The organism is Burkholderia sp. Se-20378, from assembly GCF_017104665.1.
Taxonomy (GTDB): Bacteria; Pseudomonadota; Gammaproteobacteria; order Burkholderiales; family Burkholderiaceae; genus Burkholderia; species Burkholderia lata.
The window spans coordinates 1-18,364 of sequence record NZ_JAAGPG010000024.1; the positions used below are offsets into that span (position 1 = coordinate 1).

The 18,364-nt window shown below is 62.5% G+C and carries 15 protein-coding genes and 1 pseudogene; 5 read left to right on the top strand and 11 right to left on the bottom strand.

Annotation, left to right across the window (positions count from 1 at the left end):
- On the top strand, positions 1 to 99 hold a 99-nt coding region (locus G3N93_RS05565), incomplete at its 5' end, for an IS3 family transposase (protein ID WP_206132485.1).
- 265 nt (positions 100 to 364) lie between these two features.
- Here the strand turns inward: G3N93_RS05565 and G3N93_RS05570 are convergent.
- From G3N93_RS05570 to G3N93_RS05580, 3 genes and pseudogenes are all read right to left on the bottom strand, one after another.
- Positions 365 to 553 (bottom strand): annotated as a pseudogene (locus G3N93_RS05570) (IS256 family transposase); the annotation flags it as partial.
- Positions 554 to 663: 110 nt separating this feature from the next.
- A complete protein-coding gene (locus G3N93_RS05575) occupies positions 664 to 2,307 on the bottom strand; it encodes a DUF2334 domain-containing protein (protein WP_206132464.1) in 1,644 nt (547 codons plus the stop codon).
- Between the two features lie 17 nt (positions 2,308 to 2,324).
- Positions 2,325 to 2,591: a hypothetical protein gene (locus G3N93_RS05580; protein ID WP_174932940.1), complete on the bottom strand. Its 267-nt coding sequence runs from the start codon at positions 2,589 to 2,591 to the stop codon at positions 2,325 to 2,327.
- 1,750 nt (positions 2,592 to 4,341) lie between these two features.
- On the opposite strand from G3N93_RS05580, the gene G3N93_RS05585 reads away from it, so the two are divergent.
- Positions 4,342 to 5,277, top strand: a complete 936-nt coding sequence (locus tag G3N93_RS05585; protein WP_206132465.1) for a LysR family transcriptional regulator — start codon at positions 4,342 to 4,344, stop codon at positions 5,275 to 5,277.
- 56 nt (positions 5,278 to 5,333) lie between these two features.
- Here the strand turns inward: G3N93_RS05585 and G3N93_RS05590 are convergent, their stop codons facing one another.
- From G3N93_RS05590 to G3N93_RS05600, 3 genes are all read right to left on the bottom strand, one after another.
- Positions 5,334 to 5,756: a hypothetical protein gene (locus G3N93_RS05590; RefSeq protein WP_206132466.1), complete on the bottom strand. Its 423-nt coding sequence runs from the start codon at positions 5,754 to 5,756 to the stop codon at positions 5,334 to 5,336.
- Complete coding sequence (locus G3N93_RS05595; protein ID WP_241026411.1) at positions 5,757 to 6,296, bottom strand: tetratricopeptide repeat protein; 540 nt, start codon at positions 6,294 to 6,296, stop codon at positions 5,757 to 5,759. It lies immediately after the preceding gene.
- A gap of 120 nt (positions 6,297 to 6,416) precedes the next feature.
- Positions 6,417 to 10,193 (bottom strand): tetratricopeptide repeat protein, encoded by a 3,777-nt coding sequence (locus G3N93_RS05600; protein WP_206132467.1) that lies wholly within the window; start codon positions 10,191 to 10,193, stop codon positions 6,417 to 6,419.
- A 120-nt stretch (positions 10,194 to 10,313) separates the two neighbouring features.
- Here G3N93_RS05600 and G3N93_RS41450 point away from each other — a divergent pair, with 120 nt between their 5' ends.
- The gene (locus G3N93_RS41450) at positions 10,314 to 10,922 is read left to right on the top strand and encodes a hypothetical protein (protein WP_241026412.1); all 609 of its coding nucleotides are present in this window, start codon (positions 10,314 to 10,316) and stop codon (positions 10,920 to 10,922) included.
- Between the two features lie 134 nt (positions 10,923 to 11,056).
- Here the strand turns inward: G3N93_RS41450 and G3N93_RS05610 are convergent, their stop codons facing one another.
- From G3N93_RS05610 to G3N93_RS05620, 3 genes are all read right to left on the bottom strand, one after another.
- Positions 11,057 to 12,055: an ABC transporter substrate-binding protein gene (locus tag G3N93_RS05610; RefSeq protein ID WP_206132468.1), complete on the bottom strand. Its 999-nt coding sequence runs from the start codon at positions 12,053 to 12,055 to the stop codon at positions 11,057 to 11,059.
- A 46-nt stretch (positions 12,056 to 12,101) separates the two neighbouring features.
- A complete protein-coding gene (locus tag G3N93_RS05615; protein ID WP_206132469.1) occupies positions 12,102 to 12,446 on the bottom strand; it encodes a DUF3088 domain-containing protein in 345 nt (114 codons plus the stop codon).
- 122 nt (positions 12,447 to 12,568) lie between these two features.
- Entirely contained in the window at positions 12,569 to 12,934 is a 366-nt protein-coding gene (locus G3N93_RS05620; protein WP_206132470.1) for a hypothetical protein, read from the bottom strand.
- Here G3N93_RS05620 and G3N93_RS05625 point away from each other — a divergent pair.
- Positions 12,933 to 14,117, top strand: a complete 1,185-nt coding sequence (locus G3N93_RS05625; protein WP_206132471.1) for a porin — start codon at positions 12,933 to 12,935, stop codon at positions 14,115 to 14,117. The two genes, G3N93_RS05620 and G3N93_RS05625, sit on opposite strands and share 2 nt — an antisense overlap.
- Here G3N93_RS05625 and G3N93_RS05630 read toward each other — a convergent pair.
- Complete coding sequence (locus G3N93_RS05630) at positions 14,024 to 14,371, bottom strand: hypothetical protein (protein WP_206132472.1); 348 nt, start codon at positions 14,369 to 14,371, stop codon at positions 14,024 to 14,026. The two genes, G3N93_RS05625 and G3N93_RS05630, sit on opposite strands and share 94 nt — an antisense overlap.
- Before the next feature lie 285 nt (positions 14,372 to 14,656).
- Positions 14,657 to 15,364, bottom strand: a complete 708-nt coding sequence (cblR, locus tag G3N93_RS05635) for a cable pilus system response regulator transcription factor CblR (RefSeq protein WP_206132473.1) — start codon at positions 15,362 to 15,364, stop codon at positions 14,657 to 14,659.
- A gap of 563 nt (positions 15,365 to 15,927) precedes the next feature.
- Here cblR and G3N93_RS05640 point away from each other — a divergent pair.
- Positions 15,928 to 18,354: an ATP-binding protein gene (locus G3N93_RS05640; RefSeq protein ID WP_277396521.1), complete on the top strand. Its 2,427-nt coding sequence runs from the start codon at positions 15,928 to 15,930 to the stop codon at positions 18,352 to 18,354.
- Positions 18,355 to 18,364 lie beyond the last annotated feature (10 nt).

Genomic DNA, 18,364 nt, shown 5'->3' on the forward strand with positions numbered 1-18,364 from the left:
GACTCTTACATCCGCTGGTACAACGCCAAGCGGATTAAGATCTCGCTTGGCTCACTGAGCCCGCTCGAATACCGGGAGAGCCTCGGACTCGCGGCATAAACCAGTCCAAGATTTTAGCCGCACCCCCAAAGCGGACATTTCAATCTAGCCACTACAACCAAAAATGTTGATCATACGCATTATGTAAAGTAGTAGAAGCGCCGTAAAACAATCGCGTCCGCAATTCCTGGTTGAAAGTTCTCCACCTCTCTTGGGTATGGGCTATTTGCAGCATCTGCCGAGTGCAGCGCCGTACGAGCTCGTCCGTCTGAATATGCCGTGTCCGCTGTGAGCGCTACACGGCCGGTCGAACGAATCGATCGTCTTAGAAGATGGCGACCTGATTCACAGCCGCCTTCCAGTCATGAGCCGCACGCCCTCAATCGGAAGTGATGTTGCGCAGCGCCAGTCAGATGAGGTTCGCGGCTGTCTCGTCGGTCCGGAAGTGTCCTCGGGTCGCGATGATCCTGCGCAACTGCGAGTCGATGTTCTCGGTGGCGTTCGTCGTGGATACAGGTGTCGACCTCACAAAATGAGGTCGACACCTATGCTCCTCGCTCAGAACATCATTGGATGGACGCCAGTACTGCACCGCTTACGGTCAATTCTGGCTGAACATCAACACTACTTGGCGTCGTACGCAGCAACCCACTGGAAGCCGAGACCGGTTATCCCGCTCACGAGGCTCTGCAAATCCTGCAGGCCGGGCGTGCCGAGATCGGGCTCAAGCCAGAATGGATGGAAGAAGAAGGATGCGAAACCATCCCGGACCGTCAGTGCGTACTGCGCATTGGTGTAGAGATCCTGCCACGTGTATGCCAGACACGAGGACGGATCAATGTTGCAAATGTTGTATTCGATGTTCCCGAGGTTCTCGGGCAGCACCCGTTGCCCGTAATAGTCGCTGTTGATGATATACGGGAAGAACTGACCGACCGAAAAGTCGTGATTCGGTGCGGTCGAATTCAGGTTCGGCTGATCTGACGTGTAGTAGACGGCCCGCTGATAGGTTGTCTTGAATAGCGGCGGAACGGCCTTGATGGAAAGGGGCGAAGACTGGTAGTGCGGCGCCTCCCATGCAAAGGGAACATAGCCATTCGACGAAAATTCCTGCAGGCCCGCGCTCAGACGAGCCGAAGCCCACTGTGTCGAATCTTCGTCCACGGGGCGGTTCTGCGTGGCAAGCCAGAACTCGTAGTCATTGCCGCTCACCGCGTTGACAATATTCGGCGTTGAATTGTACTGATGCGTGTAGCCGTGCATCAGGACCTTGCCGCCTCGGGCCAGCGCGTAATTGAGGGATTGCTTGAGACCGGTCGCCTGCGCGAGGTGTACCGTCAGCGGCACGCCGTTGTTATAGGCGCCAAGCGGGTCTTCGTACCGCGGAATGGTCGCGATAGAAAACGGTATGCGCTTTGAATACATGTAGTCGGTCAGCGTCTTCATCGACGACGTGGTCGTGAACGCGTTGACGTCTTCAAGACGCACCATCGCGCGATGCAGCACCGGCTGGTTGGTCCCGAGAATGTCATGCAGCAGATCACAAATCACCAGGTACCGGTCGCGTGGCCCGATGTACGAGAACGGCACGTCGGCGAAGTACCAGAAATTGCCCGCGCGCATGACGTACGGCGCCTGCGCACCCGTCTGACTGTTCTTGATGGTGACAAGGACATTGGCCTTTGTCGCATCGGACACCGCAGTGACGCCAATGTCCGGATCCGCGCTAACCACGCCGGTGCTGGCGTTGAACGCATAGTACTTGACCATGCTCATGTTCTTGTAAAGCACCGTGTCGAAGAAGTTCGGGTTCGGGTTGCTGCTCGTTGGCGTGTTGGCCAGTCCACTTATCCCGGTGAAAGTGAATCCATAGCGGGCCGTGAAGTTGTACGAGGGATCCCATGCGACCTCCCACAGGTTGTTCTTGAACCACACCACCGTCTTTGACGTCTTGACGACGTCAGCGAGAAAAGCGGACGGAATCGTGTTGTTGTAATAGTCCCCGAGATAGAAAGTCGCCTGATACTTTTCGACAGTTCCGGCCGTATAGCTGTCGACGGGCGCAAGCGTGACATTGGTGTTGAAATGGCCAAGCAGGTTGCGCAGCATGATCGCGTACGCCAGACCGAGTTTCGAGTACGCGTCGTTTGGTGGGGCATCATAGAGCACCAGGACTTTCGCCGTGGTGGTCTGCGCGAACATGGGCGACGGCATCTGGGCAAAGGCGAGCCCGAGTACCAGCACCCACGCGAGAATGAGCTTCTTCATGGTGATCTCCTGCGCGCCTAGTCGCGCTGAAAGTTGCCGTTGCTCAGGCGATGTTTGCCTTCCTTGAAGTTCGGTCCCCTGCCATGCTCGCGCTCGGCATGGCGTTTCCCTTCCTCCGGCACGCCGGGCATAATCTCGGTCGCTACAACCGTGCGTGGTGGAGGCGTAACGCGCGCGTGCGGGACGGAAGCACTCGGGATTCCGGCGCTCCAGACGGTGCCCGTCAATGCAATCACGGACGAAATCGCGGCACACGCCGCAGTAACCTTGAGCGAGGCTTTCATTGGAGAACTCCTTTCACTGACCTCTGACTGAGAACCGGGGTGTGCGATTGGGAAAGACGCCTCGTGTGCACCTTGAGTGTCAGGCAGACGCGCACCGCAGCGGTATGCGTGCCTGATACAACCTCATACGAATAGCTCCACGCATCGTCGCTCGGCTGACGAATGAACCGTCCGTGTCATCGGTCACATCGGCCCGAGTGTGAAGACCACCGCTACACCTCGAAACAGCCGACCACTGAGACGGATGTCGAAAGTGCAGCCGCAGGCTCGCTGATCGCTACGTCGGTCACGCATGCATTAACGGTGCCAGTCTCCGTTCCACCGAAGCGGCCCGGTAACAATGCAAACGGGAGAGCGTTGAAAGATATGAAAACGTTACGTCGACGAAACGTAAGGTGACGGTGCGCGGTGGCACCTGCTCCAAGGTTCATCAGTGCCAGCAGCGAAACGAGGGAATTCATCGACACCTGGCGTTCGTTACGCTGACAGGTGAAGTGAAAAATGATATGGATCACGAATTTTCAGCCAAGATTCGACTGCGTGCCCGAACGTTTCGAGCCTGAGACGTCGTGCTGCTGGACAACAACGCCTTGTCTAGCTGGCTTCGGCCACCTTGTCAGACTCCAATCGACAAGCGCTCGATAGAGGGCGAACTGATTCGAAAGGACAGGAATTTCGTCGAAGAATGATGTCGGATGATTAAAGCCGATCTTCTGGTTATCGTCGATCGAGTATCGGGATGGCTTTCATCCGAACAAACCAATGCAGGTCAGCCACGCTCCTTGCCCTCGACAAAACGTCTCGTCGCAAGCGTCGCGTCGTTTCAGCGGACTCAACCAAATATGTCTCAGGTACTGCCCAGACGTGTCGGTGACCGACCGTATGAACGGCCGTCGCACGTCCGCTCGAGCCACTCGAGCCGCTCGACAGCCTCGGCAAAAACTCCCACGGGCGTCACACGCAGTTGATCGTCGTACCAGACGATCGGCGCTGCGACGAGTTCGTCCGTTTGCGGATCCAGTACCCCTTCTCTGCCCGCCATCCCCCAGGACAACTGCCAGTTGAAGTCGACGTTGTCGCGACACCGTCAGGCGGCGACATGACTTAATTTCGAAGTACGGAAATGATGCACGTTAACCCTTGATCCGAATGGAGCGATCGCGGAGTATTCGTTCGCTGCAAAACAACCTGCAGCATACCCGCGAAGGCTGAATTCCCCTCGCATACGCAGGTCGGGTCGTCATTGCCGATCTGGAACGATGCCCTGGAAGAACGGTTGTCGATGGCACGTTGCGGCCGCCGTTTTGTCCACGCCCCGATGTGTGCTCGACTTCGCCGTCGCGCCGGCCAGCTTGATGCTCCAGTCGCATCTCGACATGCGCCGGCAATGGCTTCCGCTGGAACCCTGCGAATCCGCCGATCACAACTTCTGGCAGTGGTGTACCGCGCCTTCATGACAGCCGCCGCCGGACCCTTCGCTATGTGCCACCGCATCGCTGATCCGTTGGAGTCCATCGCGCCGTTCGAGATATCGTTCCGCCGGCGCTCGATCCCGAACGTCATCGGTCGAGTTCCAGATGATCATCTAACCACGATTGAGTGAGTCACTTGTATAGGAATGCGTAATATTCGGCGGCGGATTCAATGACGACAATCCGATTGCATTTTTGGGCGCACGTGTCTGCGCCAGCGGGACTGATGTCGGTACCACCCGGATGCCCCAGCACGTCCAGTCGACTATAAGGGAAACGTGGATATTCTGCAGAACATGAAGATATTTGTACGCGTCGCGGAGGCTGGTAGCTTCACGGGCGCGGCGTCGCACATGAAAGCGTCGACGTCATCCGTGTCGCGCTCGATCGGTGCGCTCGAAACGCATCTGCGTGCACGCCTTTTTAATCGTTCGACTCGTCATGTCGCGCTGACGGAAGTCGGTGAGCGCTATCTGCGGCGTTGCGAGCAGCTACTCGCATCGATCGACGAAGCAGAGGCCGAGGCGGCCGACGCGCAGGCGCGGCCGTCAGGTCGCCTGCGCGTTCACAGCCCGACGAGCTTTGGCCAGACATACATCGTGCCGGCCATCGTGGCGTTCCGGAAACAGTATCCGGCGGTGACGGTCGATCTCACGTTGTCGCAGCAGGTGCCGGACATGATCGACGAAGGTTACGACGTGTCGCTGCAGCTGAGCGCAACCATGCTCCCCAATTCGGCACTGATTTCACGCCCTCTCGGGGAGATGCACAGCGTGTTGTGCGCGTCGCCGTCTTACCTGGTGCAAAGCGGTACGCCGCGAGAAGTTGCCGACCTGGTCGGACATCAGTGTGTGCCGATCGTGTCGTCGTTGTTTCCGCCCGATGTGTGGCTATTCGATGGACCGCACGGCGACGAGAAGTTCCATCTGCCGCCAGCATCATTCCTGGTCAACGGCGCCGAACCTCTCGCGATCGCATTGCGCCACGGTGCGGGTATTGGGGCGGTCCCGATGTCGACGGCCTTGCCTGAGCTGCGCCGCGGCGCGCTTGTGCGCGTCCTGCCCAACTTTACGCTGCAGCCGCTGACCGTGCATGTGTTATATGCGTCGCGACAATACCTTGATGCGAAGATCAAGACCTTCGTCGAAGCACTGCGTGCGCAGATTCCGCGCGCGCTGGAATCAGACAAGGCAATTCTCGCAGCGCTTAGATGATGGCGATGAAAGTGCGCAAGATCTCCTGACCGGCGACGAGTCGTCCGCTATGTGCATCAATTGCTTGGCGGGGCCGCGGCACCCCCGCGCCGATCCGGATGCCGATCGTATGAACGGCCTTCGCGCATCCGTTCAAGATGCTCGACAGCCTCGGCAAAAACGCCCACGGGCGTCACGCGCAGCCGATCGTCGTACCGGGCGATCGGCGCCGCGACGAGCTCGCCCGTCTGCGGATCCAGTCCCCCTTCCCTGCCCGCCATGCCCTGGTCAAGCGAGGCGTTGACGCCGTGCAGGTCCTCGGGACGCCGATCCTGCTTGTGTGTGTTGTCAACGCAGCACGCTCGAGCACTCAACCGGTTTGCTACACTGCCTGACGTTTGCCATTCATCGCCCGAATTGCTTCTCGATAGCGCGAAATCGAACGACTCGAAGTGAATTGATTCCGGATGCTTGCGATTTCGAAGCAGGTCATACCGCATTCATCCACACCAAAGAATCACAGGGGGCGGGTATCTTTCCAGAATGGCGCGCGCGATGTTCACGGCACCTTCGTGATCCTCAATGAATCGATGGCGCGCTCGCAACGCGATGGTCAGATCGCCGAATTCAGCCGCCTTCAAACCATGCCGGCGTGACGTCTCGAAGTCGAGCATCTGGAAACTCGCGTCGGCAAGCATCAGATGCAACTCGGCATTGAACGGAAACGCAGCCAGTCCATCTTTCAAGCTGGCGATCGCGGCGGCGGGATCGTTCAGGTGATTGAAGCAGAGAAGCGCCCTTTCGCGCCACGGAACGGTCGACTCGGGTGTCGCGGCAATGGCGCGGTCGCAAGCCTCGAGCGCTTTGCCTGCGTGGCCCTGACGCAACAGTGCGTCCAGATAGGGTTTTAGAACGACGTCGCGACGAGGATATTTTTCAAACAGGGCCTGGAAAAAATCGGCCGCCCGGTCGAACTGTCCGGCAGCCTCCGCCTCGCGCACCTGTGCCGCGACGCCATTGAATTCCTCATCAAACGACATCCCATTCCCCGATCGTAAGTGATGCAATGAGACAGTACCCATCTGTCCATCATCTTTGTTGCGCGTTATCCAGCAGCTTCTTTTTCCCCGATATCCGTCGCGCCGGCGCGTTTGGCGTTGTCAATCCGCGACCGCCAGATCGAAGGTGTCCGGCGGCAAACCGCTGGCATATCGCTGCAATACGAGGCGGTATGCCTGCTCCAGATGCCGCACGAATCGACGCGTGTCGAAAAGCGGTGACTGGTCCCTCGCCTCGCGCAGCTTTTGCCTGATTGCGCCGAGCCTGCCGGGCGAGCGTGCAAGATCCACTGCGATGGCCTCATACGCATCGATATCCGGCGCAATCAACTCCGGCAAGCCAACCGCCGCCAGAAGACTCGCGCCATAGCGGCTCGCAAACGTATCGCCCGGAACCGTCAGGACCGGCAACCCGCACCAAAGCGCGCAGCTTGCGGTGGCCCCGGCGTTGAATGGAACGGTATCGAGGAAGAGATCGGCGCACGCTTGTCGCGCGAAGTGGTCGGCCAGCGGCACGCGTGGCGCAAAGACGATCCGCCCGGGATCGAGCCCGCGCGCTGCGGCTTCGCGTCGCAAATTGCCTCGTGCGATTTCGCTGTTTCGAGAGTGGAGCCACAGCACGCTGCCCTCGACAGCCTTGAGTATGTTGGCCCAACGTTCGAACATTAACGGCAGAAGCTTCACGGGGTCGTTGAAGCAGCTATAGACGAATCCGTGCTCCGGCAACCCGTAGGCCGAACGATCCAGCTGCCTGCCGGGCGGCTCGCGGTGTCGATCGTTGGGCTGAAACGAGCCAGGCAGGTAAATGACCTTTTCTGAATAAAAGGGCTGGTGCGTGCGCGGAATCACGACCTCGTCGGCGAAGATGTAGTCGATATAGTCTGCGCCGGTACTGGCGGGATATCCCAGGTAGGCGATCTGCACCGGCGCGATGCGCGTCGCGAACACCATCGGCCGCGCACCCATCGTGTGCCCGTTCAGGTCGATGGCGATATCCAGCGTCTCGTTCAGCGCGGTGGCGACGATCTCGTCGGACGTCATGCCGTCGACATCGTGGAAGCGATCGAACGCCGCTCGCGCCCGCCTCTGCGCAGGATCATTCGGGTCGTCGAAGAACGAGAATGCATGGATCTCGAACTGCTCGCGGTCGTGCAGCTCGAACACGTCAGCCATCAGCTCCATCATCGGGTGCGTGCGGAAGTCCGATGAGAAATAGCCGATGCGGATCTTTCCGCGCGGCATGCCTGCCGACCGAAAGGCCGAAGGCGTTGCGGGCCTCGGGATGCGGTGGGCGACATAGATTCGGGCCGCATCCAATTGCTGCTGCGGATCGGCACATACGGCCAGGTAGCGAAACGGCTCGATGGTCGGGCGCCCGTCGGCCACACGAGATGCGATGCGCTCCCGCAACCCGTCGAGACCGTCCCAGTCGAACGTGCGCAGTTGCGCGGTCAACAACGCGCCCAGCACCCAGGGCTCGTCCGGGTTGACCGCAACCGCGCGTTTGTAACGCTGAGCTGCCTCGTCGTAACGCGCCAATCGGTCGAGCATGACGGCACTGTTGTTGAGCGCCCGCGCATCGTGCGGATTCAGCGCCAGGATGCGTTCGCTCGTCTCCAGCGCCGCGTCATTGCGCACGAGTCCTGCCAACGCGGCGGTACGATTGTGCAGCAGTTCGATCCGGTCGGGATGGAATGCGAGCCCTCGGTCGCAGCATTCGAGACACAACTGAAATTGTTGCTTCAGCAACAATGCGTACGCCCGGGTACATAGCGCGCTCAACTGCGCAGGATCGAGTTGCAACGCCAGATCGGTCTGTTCGAGTGCCTCGTCCACCCGGCCGAGGCCGTTGAGCGACTGCGCCCGATAGCCCAGCAGGTACGCTCGCACAAACGGATCCGTTTCCGTCGAGAGCGCTGCATCATAAAAGGCGACGGCCTCCGCCAGACGGCGCTGTGGAAACAACTGCAGGCCCGCCGAGAACCGCCGATCCAGGTCTTCCTGAGATACCGCCGTTACGCGCAATGCGTCCCGTTCGGCACAAAGATGCTCCAGGGCACCCGCAACGCGCTCGACGACATCGCTCCACCGCCCCGGCTCCGATTGGCGAAACAGCCGAGCCCGCGGATACCACGGCGAATCGTCCCGATCCGCCAACCAGCGCCAGCAGCCGTCGAAGCGCGACAGGATCCAGACCGGCTTGCCCAATGCCCCTGCCACATGCGCCACCGACGTATCGACGGTAATCACGAGATCCAGATGGGCGATGATCGCCGCCGTGTCCGCGAAGTCGCGCACGTGCTCCATCGGATCGACAGGACGAAGCGACGACGGAATCGTGTCGATCTGCCGACGGGTCGTTTCGCCCTTCTGCAAGCTCACGAAACTCACGCCCGGAATCTGCAGCAGGGGCAGATACGCGCGGGCCGGAAGCGAGCGGCGGCGGTCCGTCGCGTGTGCCTGCGCCTGGTCGGGGCGGGGGTCGCCTGCCCAGACCAGCCCGACCTTCAAGCCGGCCGCCGGCACGCTGCTCCGCCAGCGCTCGACGAGCGGTGCAGGAACGTGCAGATAGGGCACCGTCGCGGGTATCGAGTCGAGCGTCGTTCCGCAGTGCAACGGCAGGCTCATGATCGGGATCGCGTAATCGTGCGCCGGAAGCGCCGCCGCCTCGTCAAGCCCGACACAATGATCCACGCCGTCGACCGTCGCGATCAGGCTCGTCAACGCGGCCGGACACACCACCGTCAGCGTCGACAATCCGCGCTGCTTGAGCAGCGGCAGATAGCGCGCGAACTGCACGACATCGCCGAACCCCTGCTCGGGCCAGACGACCAGCGATTTTCCGTCGAGTGGTTCGCCCTGCCAGAGCGGCGCCGGCAAGCTTGCCAGCACGCGATACGCCGAAGTGTCGCCCCAGTGCGAGGAAGGCTGAAAGCGCGCTTCGTAGTTGCGCCATCCTTCTTCGTACTGCCCCATCGCCAGCAACACCAGGCTCAGGTTGAACAGGGTCGGCGCGCAATCGTGATCGAGCGTCAGCGCGTGTCTCAAGGCGGTTGCGGCCTCGTCCAGCCGGCCGGCGTCATGCAGCAGACGGCCCAGGTTGCTCCATACTTCCGCGAACGACGGATCGTGCGCAAGCACCTCGCGGTAACACGCCTCGGCTTCACCGTACCGCTGCTGTTCGAACAGCACGTTGCCGAGATTGCCTCGCGCTTCACGAGCGTCGGGTTGCAGCGACACCGCACGCCGGAAACACGTCTCGGCCTCCGGCAATCGTCCGCGCTTGTGAAGCAACGTGCCGAGAAGATTGTGCGTCGCTACGCCGTTCGGCTCGTACGAGAGCGATTCCCGATAATGCCGCTCCGCTTCGTCGAGTTGCCCGAGTGCCTGGAGCAGCGTCGCCAGATCGGCATGAATCACGGCGTCGCCCGGACGGGCGATCACGGCATCGCGCAACGTGCGTTCGGCTTCGGCGTAACGGCCCATGAGCTGCAGGAGCAGGCCGAGCCTGCGCAGCACCGGACCATGGTCGGGACTGGATGCCAGGACGCGCCGGTAACAGGCTTCCGCTTCGGCGAAACGTTGTCCGTCGTGAAGCAACAGGCCGAGATTGAAACAGGCGTCCACGTTACCGGCGTGAATCTCGAGGGCCCGCCGGTAGCAATGTTCCGCCTCGCCGGCATTCCCTTCCGCTTCGAGCAGGATGCCGAGATTGTTCAGCGCCTCGGTGTGATCGGGGTAAAGCGAAAGCGCCGTCCGGTAATGCCGTGCGGCATCCGCCGCCTGCCCGGCGTGATGCGCGGCGACGCCGGCTGAAAATTCCGCGTTTGCCGCGCCGACGCGTGGTGCGTCACTGCCCGTAACGTTGTATTCGCTCATGTTCGACTGGAGGGGTGACGCTTCGCCATTGCCATCGGTTCATTCCACCCGTGCCCTGCTCCGGAACAAGCCCGGTCGATCCGGAAACCGACCAGGGTCATATTTCGTGCCGGAACGGCAATGCGCTGCAGCCATGTCGGTCGCGCAGCCTCTACTCGCGCCAACAACGACCAGGTGCCCGATTTTTATCACGGCGCGATATCCCGATGCAGCATAAAAATGCGCTCCAGCCCGGGACATTTGTTAAATAGCTTGAATGACCGTCAACGGGCCAATGATTTGCCGTACTATCCGGCCGTCATCCTGGCTCATGTCGAACGCGGTCGACCGACCGTGGGCAACGGCCATGGTTTTTATCTTCGGGAGCTCGAGCCGGGCGCCGATATCATTCGAACGCTAGGACCGATCATGTTTCAGTCCCCCGGAGATTCATTCGTCAACGGTTCGTTGCTGGGCCTGTGCGTCGAGGTTCCGCTTGCCGCGATCGTTTCGCTGGCGATGCATGGCGTCGACTGGAACGGACAGCGCATCGCGATGCTCATCGCCACGCCGGTCCTGCTCGCGTGTATCGCCCTGCTGACCCGCCCGGTGGCATTCAGCACGGTATGGAAGCACAAACGCTCGCCGTTCGTGCTCGACGACAATGTGCGCGCATCGATTTACGGCCGGCTCTGCGGAATTGCGATCGGCGTCGTGTTCGGCATCATGGTCGCGACGACGTTCGCCTGATCCGGTCACACAAGACCTTTCGACGAGGCCCACGCCGCGCGTGAAGCCTCGCTCACGCAGGGAACACCGCGCTTTCAACATGCGCGTGAACCCTGAATCCCCCTCTCACCTGGGGATCTTCTCATTGCCCCCGATCACGTCGCCTCGACCAGCGCGTTGAACGACGTATCCCAGAGCGGCGCGACCCTGGCCGGCCCATCCAGCACACCGATCCGCGCGAACACATCCGCGACCTGCTGATGCTGCGCCACCACGTCGGGGGTCACCGGCAGCAGCGCGTAGTCTTCGCTGCGCTGGTCGAACATCGCGACGAGGTCGGCGACCGGCACGCGCGTCTCGCGGTTCTGCACGAGCGCATAGTCGCGGAAATGCCCGTTCGCCCACGCATACGCGCGCCGGAATCGCAGCAGCAGATCGCCCGTCGCCGCGCGACGGCGCACATCGTCGAGCGTGCGCGGGTTCGCATAGACCGGAAAGTTGCCCGACAGATAGCCCTTCCCCGTCTTCAGCACGCGCGCACCGTAGCGATTGCGCGCGAGCTGGCCGTTGTAGCCGTAGATCGCCCACGCGTCGATGTCGCCGCGATCGTAGGCAGACAAGCCATCGGTCGGCGACAGGTTGATCGGCTGGATGTCGTCGAAGCTCAGGCCCGCCTCCGCGAGCTGGCGATACAGGAAGTAGTGCGACGTCGTCGCACGCACGTACCCCACGCGCTTGCCCTTCAGGTCCGCGATGCTGCGGATCGGCGTGTCCTTGCGCGCGAGCGTGACCTGGTTGTTCAGGTCTTCGCGCACGCGGGTGATGAGCCGCACGTTGGCCTTCTGGCGCGCGGCGAACACGGCCGGAATTTCGCTGCCCGAGCCGATGTCGAGCGCATCCGCGTTGAGCGCCTCGATGTGCAGCACGCCGTTGTTCAGCTCGCGCCAGTCGATCCGGTACGGTGTGTCGGCCAGCCCGGCTGCCTGCAACAGCGCGCGCCAGCCGCCCTTGTAGGTCGCGACGCGCAACGTGGTGCCGGCGAGATCGGCGTTGACGTCCGGCGCTGCGAATGCAGCCTTCGCGGCCCATGGCGCCGCCACGACCGCGGCGCCGGCAAGCAGCAAACGGCGGCGCGCCGCCGAGATTGACGACATCGGGTGCTCCTGTCGGTCGATCAAACGGGAAGTGAGAGCCGCCGCGTCAATGCAGCACCGGAAATCCGTGGCGCTCGGCCAGCAGGTCGAGGATGCGGCGCGCGTCGGTGACGAAGCGTACGTCGCCGAGCGTCCGTGCGTCGTCCGGCGCCGGCTGGTCACGGCCGAGCACGAGAACCGGCAGCCCCTGGTGCGCATCGTCGAGCGCGTCGATCACCGCGTGCCGCGGCCGCTCGAAGCCGATGCGTTTCACATCGATTCGATCCGCACGATCGGGCGCGCTCGCCAGCAGCCCCTCGATCGACAGTCCATGCGGACAGACGAAGCGCTGGCCCGGATGCTTCGGATCGGCAAAGCCCGGTTCCAGCAAAAACAGCACATCGCGACTCATGACTAACGGCTCCCGTGTTCGTTGTTCAGCCGGGGCGAACGCGCGCTTGCACGCCCTTCTGCTCCCGGAGCATGCCGGCCCAAGGCCGGATGCCCGACTCTACCGTCCTGCGCCGCACGGCCCTACCAACGTTTTGCGGAATCGATATGCGGGCGCACGTAGCGTATCGGCCGCTCGTCGCACAGCGGGCGTTGCGTAAAAACATCGCGCGCCGGGCCGCCTGTATTGCGCACATCGAACGATTTCATCGATCGATATGACGGCGTCCGCACGTATCCGGCGCTCGACGTACGCCGTTCACTCGATGCGGTCGCCGCAGCATGGGTCGCGGACGCGATCGCGGCGCACATGCCGGGCTTGCGGCAACACACATTGCAAATCGGCCGCGCAGCGATTTGCATACCACGGATCGACCGTTCGTCGGCACGATCGTCGTCAATAGCATCGTGATCCTCACTGAGGTACCCATAAAAACAGAGGATAGTCATGATCAAAAAAACGGTAGTCCTGGGTTTGGTTTCGATCGGTTCGGTCAGCGCGCATGCGCAGAGTTCGGTCACGTTGTACGGCGTCGTCGATGCCGGCTTCGCTTATACGAACAACCAGGGTGGCGGGAGCAACATCCAGCAGACGAGCGGCAAGCTGAGCGGCAGCCGCTGGGGCCTGAAAGGCGTGGAAGATCTCGGCGGCGGCCTGCAGGCGGTCTTCACGCTCGAAAGCGGGTTCCGGCCGAGCGACGGCGGGCTCGGCCAGGGCGGCCGCCTGTTCGGCCGCTCGGCGTACGTCGGCCTCGCGAGCAAGGGGCTCGGCACGCTGACCTTCGGCCGCCAGTACGAGCCGATCACCGACCTCGTCGCGCAGTACTCGGGGTCCGGCTTCTGGTCGCCGGCCACGCACGTGGGCGACAACGACAACATGAACCAGAGCTTCCGGCTGAACAACGCGGTGAAGTTCCGCAGCGACACGATCGCCGGCTTCACGGCCGACCTGCTCTATGCATTCAGCAACCAGGCCAACGGTGGCGCAGGCACCGGGTTCTCGAACAACAACGCATGGGGCGCGTCGGCAAACTACGTGAACGGCCCGTTGTCGGTGGGCGCCGGCTATGTGCGCATCAATCATCCGAATTCGACGTCGAATACGAGCGGCGCGGTGGGCGGTGCGACCTCCACGACCGGCAACGACTACGGCGGTGGATTCTTCTACGGGCTGAACGGCGGCGTGCTCAAGCAGCAGATCGGCGTGGTGGGCGCGAACTACGCGCTCGGCCGCGCGACGCTCGGCTTCGCGTGGAGCCACACGCAACTCGACTATCTCGACGGCTCGTCGCGCAAGTTCAACAACTACGACGTGAACGCGCGTTACCAGATCACGCCGGCGGCCACGCTGATTGGCGTCTATACGTTCACCGACGGGCGCGCGAGCGGCCTGCCGGGCACCGGCGGCCAGACGCTGAAGCCGCGCTGGCACCAGTTCACGCTCGGTTTCGACTATGCGTTGTCGAAGCGCACCGATCTCTACCTGTCCGGCATCTACCAGCTCGCGGCCGGCGATCCGAGCACGGCAACCGCGGGCGGCTATCGCTCGATCGCGGCGATCTCGAACATCGGCAGCGCGTCGTCGACGAATCGCCAGGTCGCGTTCGTCAGCGGGCTGCGCGTGAAGTTCTGACGGCACGCGCATCGGGCGCGATGCGACTCGTTGCGCGTGTCGCGCCGGCGCTGCGCTTCCACCTCCTCACGGCGCTGCGCCTCCTCAGCGTCGTAGATCGCCTGCTGCTCCGGCGTGACCCGAGAAGCGTCCTCATATTGCTGCATGTGGAGCGCGTGCAGCGACTGCACGGACGCGATGCAGTACACCGAATGCGGAACCGAGCGCAGGTACAGCGCCCAGTCCTTGTCGTCGCACCGGTAGAACCAGTGCACCGCCTCGCCGTCCCACCCGGCCCGGCCCGGCCCGTGCGCGACTGCAGCGCGGTCTTTGCGTCCCGGACCTTGCCGGGCACGAGGAAGGAAAGGCTATAGCCGGTGTCGGCGACGATTTCGAGGCTCTCATCCTCGAACAGGCTTTACATCGGTTTTTCGAGTTCGTGTAAGCTCATGAGCACCGGTCACGTTCGAATTTTCTTGGCCTGCTCGCGTAAAGGACGAGATGCAAACTCATTGCATCAAAAGTAAGCAGGCCGTGGCATCATTCACCGATCGATGCGCTCAATGCTCCTCGAGCAGCTTGCGGGACGCAAACAACTCGGCGTCGCTGCGAATACCTAGCTTGCGAAACGCGGATTGCTTTTGCGCGCTGATCGTCTTGGGGCTTCTGGAAAATTTTGACGCGATGTCGGACACGGACATGCCCGCGAGATAACAACGCAGCACTTCATGCTCGCGCGGGCTGAGACGCAAATCCACGGACAGTCCCGCATCCGGCGCCGTTGCACGTTCATCGCTCGCGGGCTTTTGCTCCGCGAGGCGCGGATCGGGCATCGCGCTCGTCATGATCTTGACGGACAGTTCTGCGCTGATGTACTGACGGCCGTTCGCGACGACACGGATCGCCTGTGCCAGCTCGCCGAGATCCTCGCTCTTGCTGAAGAAGCCGAGCGCACCCGCCCGCATCGTCATGTTGACGGTTGCCGGTGTATCGCTGCTTGACGTCATCAGGATCCTGCAATCCGGGAAGCGCGTACTGACCAGCTTGACGAGATTGAGCCCGTCGATCTCGCCGGGACCGAGCGTGTAGTCGAGCAACACGACGTCCGCATGATTCGCCTCGAGCCAGCGGATCAAGTCGCGCGATTTCGCGAAGCTCGCCACCACCTCGATGCCGGCCTTCTCTGTCAGGTAACTGGCGATCCCGTGCTGGACGACAACATGGTCGTCCAGAATCACGACACGGATCGGCTGGTGCTCTGGCCTCATTGCTTACCCTTTTTTATTCCGACGCGGCCATGCGGGACTGGCACCGGCGCTTGCCCCGCACGCCGACATCGATGCAATTGATTACCGGAAACAGCTTACCGGTTTTCTGGATAATTTTAACCCGTCCGGCCGAGGCGACCGGAATCGGGCGTCGATCGCAGGCGAACGGCCCGCAGTTGCGTGACGAACTGCCGCCCGGCGCAGCATTGCGACTCTGCAAGGCGCGCCCTATGATGACGGGTTCGCCGCCCGGTGCGGGTCGTACTCGCCTCGGCGAGCGAAGTCGCTGCGCCCGGCCGCTCGAGTGACGACCGCCGAAACCCCGAGGTCGCATTACGCTTTGCCCGACATTGCACACCGTCCGCCATCGAATGCCCCGCACGGGGGACGCGGCGATAGCCCGGCCGCAGGCTGTCTGCGCGAATGCATGCAAAGCCGGCGCCGCAACGAGGCGCCCCGCTGCCGGAGCGGCACGGTCGTGCCCCGGCCACGTAGGCGGCACGACCGGCTCCGATCAACCCCGACCGCTTTCGCGATGCAAGAACGTGAACATGGTGACTTCAATGGGACGCACCGTTCTGACCTGCCTGATGGCCCTGCTCATGCCCGTGCTCGGGTGGGCGAACGACGTGCCGCAGTTCACGCCCGGGGAGAAGGCATGGATTGCGGCCCATCCCGTGGTGCGCACCTTTACCGATACGCGTTGGCGCCCGTTCGAGTTTCGCGAGAATGGACAGGTCGTCGGCATGATTCCGTCGTACCTCGATGCAATCTCCCGGATCAGCGGATTGCATTTCGAATATGTCGACAACGTATCCTGGGCGAACGAATACACCGCACTGGCTGACGGAATAATCGACATCGCCCCCGATGTCGGGACGAACCGCATCGGCCGTCGAAACGGCCACGATTTCATCGTGAGCCAGCCGTACTTCGTGGGCACGATGCTCGTCGTGACGTCCCGGCGGCTGAACCAGCGGTTCACCGATCTCCGAAGTCTTGCCGGCAAGCGCGTCGCGATCAAGGGTGGCGGCGGGCTCGAAAACGCGATGCGTCAGAGTGGCGTCCCCTTGAAGTTGCAGACTTTCGACGACGAACACAATGCGCTCGCCGCCGTTGCCCATGGCGACGCTGACGTCGCCGTCGGCCCCGACATGTCGATTGTTCCGCTCATACACCGCCAATTCCAGAACGAATTGTTCGTGTCGGGCGGCCTGCTGGATCACCAGTACGCGCTTGGAATGGCAACGCGCGCCGACATGCCCGAACTGGCCTCGATTGTCGCCAAGTCGCTTGCTGCGATCCCCGCGCGCGAAGTCGGACTGATCATGCACGAATGGGCCGAATCTGCCGACTACGGCAAACCGACGATTCAGTCGATCCTCTACTATCGCCGCTGGCAGGTTACTGCGGCCGGCGCCACCCTGCTCGCGCTGGCGGCCATTGCGTTCGCTTCATGGCGCGCACGCGTCGCGGCCATCCGAAGCGAGCGCGACAAGGCGATGTTCGTCGCGTTCATCAGCCACGAGATCCGCACGCCGATGCACACGATCCTGTCGTCACTCGAGTTGTTGCAGCGCTCGAACCTGGCGCCGAAACAGGCGGGACGTGCAAACGCGGCGCTGGCCGCGTCGGAGTCGCTACTGACACTGCTCGACGACCTGCTCGAGTATTCCCGTCTCGAATCGCACAACGTGACGCTCGCGCCCGAACCGACGCACGTCGAGCCATGGGCGCGGCGCAGCGCCGACATGTTGCGCTGGCGGATCGACGAGAAAGGCCTGAACCTCGCACTCGAACTCGTGTGTCCGCCCGGGTTGTGCGTGCTGATCGATCCGGTACGTACGCGCCAGATCGTGCTGAACCTGCTCGTCAACGCAATCAAGTTCACGTCGGCCGGTTCGATTGCGCTACGCATTGATTACCTCGACAGCCGGCCGGGCCGCTCCGGCTCGCTCGTGATCGAGGTCCGCGATACCGGCATCGGCATTCCACCGGAAGCCCAGCGCAACATCTTCGAGCCCTACCAGCGCGTCGAGGCGCCGAAGGGCCGCAGTGTGAGCGGCAGCGGCCTGGGGCTGTCGATCTGCAGCGAACTGGTCGACCTGATGAAAGGCGCGATTACCGTCAGCAGCAGCCCCGACAAGGGCACGGTGTTCACCGTCATTCTGCCGGTGCGACGCGCCACGCGGGCGTTGGCATCCGGTTCGAACCCACCGCAAGCGCCGATGCCCCAGCCGCAGCTGCGCACGGACACGCCGCTCGAAGCCGATACGCCGCCTCGAACCGGCGAAGGCGCAATGATTCTGGTCGTCGACGACCACGAGGCGGTTCAGCATGCGATCACGCATCAGTTCGAGGCGCTCGCCTGCCGATCGGCGGTCGCCGGCACCGGCGAGCGTGCGCTCGACCAGTTCGAGCGCACGCGGTTCGACATGGTGCTGCTCGACTGCGATCTTCCCGACATCGACGGCTACACGGTCGCGCGGCGCATGCGCAACAGCGAGCAGCGGCGGATGCAGAAGCGCACGCCCATCATCGCGATCTCCGCGTCGACCGGCGATGCACATCGCGAGCGCTGCTTTACGAGCGGCATGGACGGCGTGCTCGGCAAGCCGTTGCGGCTCGACGCGCTGCGCCAGATGATCGACCTGTGGTGTCCGGGCGTCGAAGCGGGCACGGCCATGCCGCCTGCGGAAACGCTGGCGCCGGAGAAACCGGACTTTCGCGCGATCTACCGGCAAAGCGTCGACGCCGATCTGGCCGAGCTTGGCGCCGCGTTGTCGAATGGCGATGCCGACCGCGCACGCCGCGCGGCTCACCGCGTCAAGGGCGCCGCGGCCATCGCCGGCCATATCGCCACGAGCGAGTTGGCTGCCGACCTCGAACACCGCCTGCTGACCGTGTCCGACGGGATGCCACCCGATGCGGCGGCGCTTCATGACGAATTGCTGCGCCTGCATCGCGCCGATACGGCCGCGCCGGATTGAGTTAAGCATG

Bases quoted from the DNA above. Each gene is read 5' to 3' on its own strand.
- G3N93_RS05575 (WP_206132464.1), bottom strand. From the start codon at position 2,307: ATGAAGAAGCTCATTCTCGCGTGGGTGCTGGTACTCGGGCTCGCCTTT.
- G3N93_RS05580 (WP_174932940.1), bottom strand. From the start codon at position 2,591: ATGAAAGCCTCGCTCAAGGTTACTGCGGCGTGTGCCGCGATTTCGTCC.
- G3N93_RS05590 (WP_206132466.1), bottom strand. From the start codon at position 5,756: ATGCGGTATGACCTGCTTCGAAATCGCAAGCATCCGGAATCAATTCAC.
- G3N93_RS05595 (WP_241026411.1), bottom strand. From the start codon at position 6,296: ATGTCGTTTGATGAGGAATTCAATGGCGTCGCGGCACAGGTGCGCGAG.
- G3N93_RS05600 (WP_206132467.1), bottom strand. From the start codon at position 10,193: ATGAGCGAATACAACGTTACGGGCAGTGACGCACCACGCGTCGGCGCG.
- G3N93_RS41450 (WP_241026412.1), top strand. From the start codon at position 10,314: ATGCGCTGCAGCCATGTCGGTCGCGCAGCCTCTACTCGCGCCAACAAC.
- G3N93_RS05610 (WP_206132468.1), bottom strand. From the start codon at position 12,055: ATGTCGTCAATCTCGGCGGCGCGCCGCCGTTTGCTGCTTGCCGGCGCC.
- G3N93_RS05615 (WP_206132469.1), bottom strand. From the start codon at position 12,446: ATGAGTCGCGATGTGCTGTTTTTGCTGGAACCGGGCTTTGCCGATCCG.
- G3N93_RS05625 (WP_206132471.1), top strand. From the start codon at position 12,933: ATGATCAAAAAAACGGTAGTCCTGGGTTTGGTTTCGATCGGTTCGGTC.
- G3N93_RS05620 (WP_206132470.1), bottom strand. From the start codon at position 12,934: ATGACTATCCTCTGTTTTTATGGGTACCTCAGTGAGGATCACGATGCT.
- cblR (WP_206132473.1), bottom strand. From the start codon at position 15,364: ATGAGGCCAGAGCACCAGCCGATCCGTGTCGTGATTCTGGACGACCAT.
- G3N93_RS05640 (WP_277396521.1), top strand. From the start codon at position 15,928: ATGGGACGCACCGTTCTGACCTGCCTGATGGCCCTGCTCATGCCCGTG.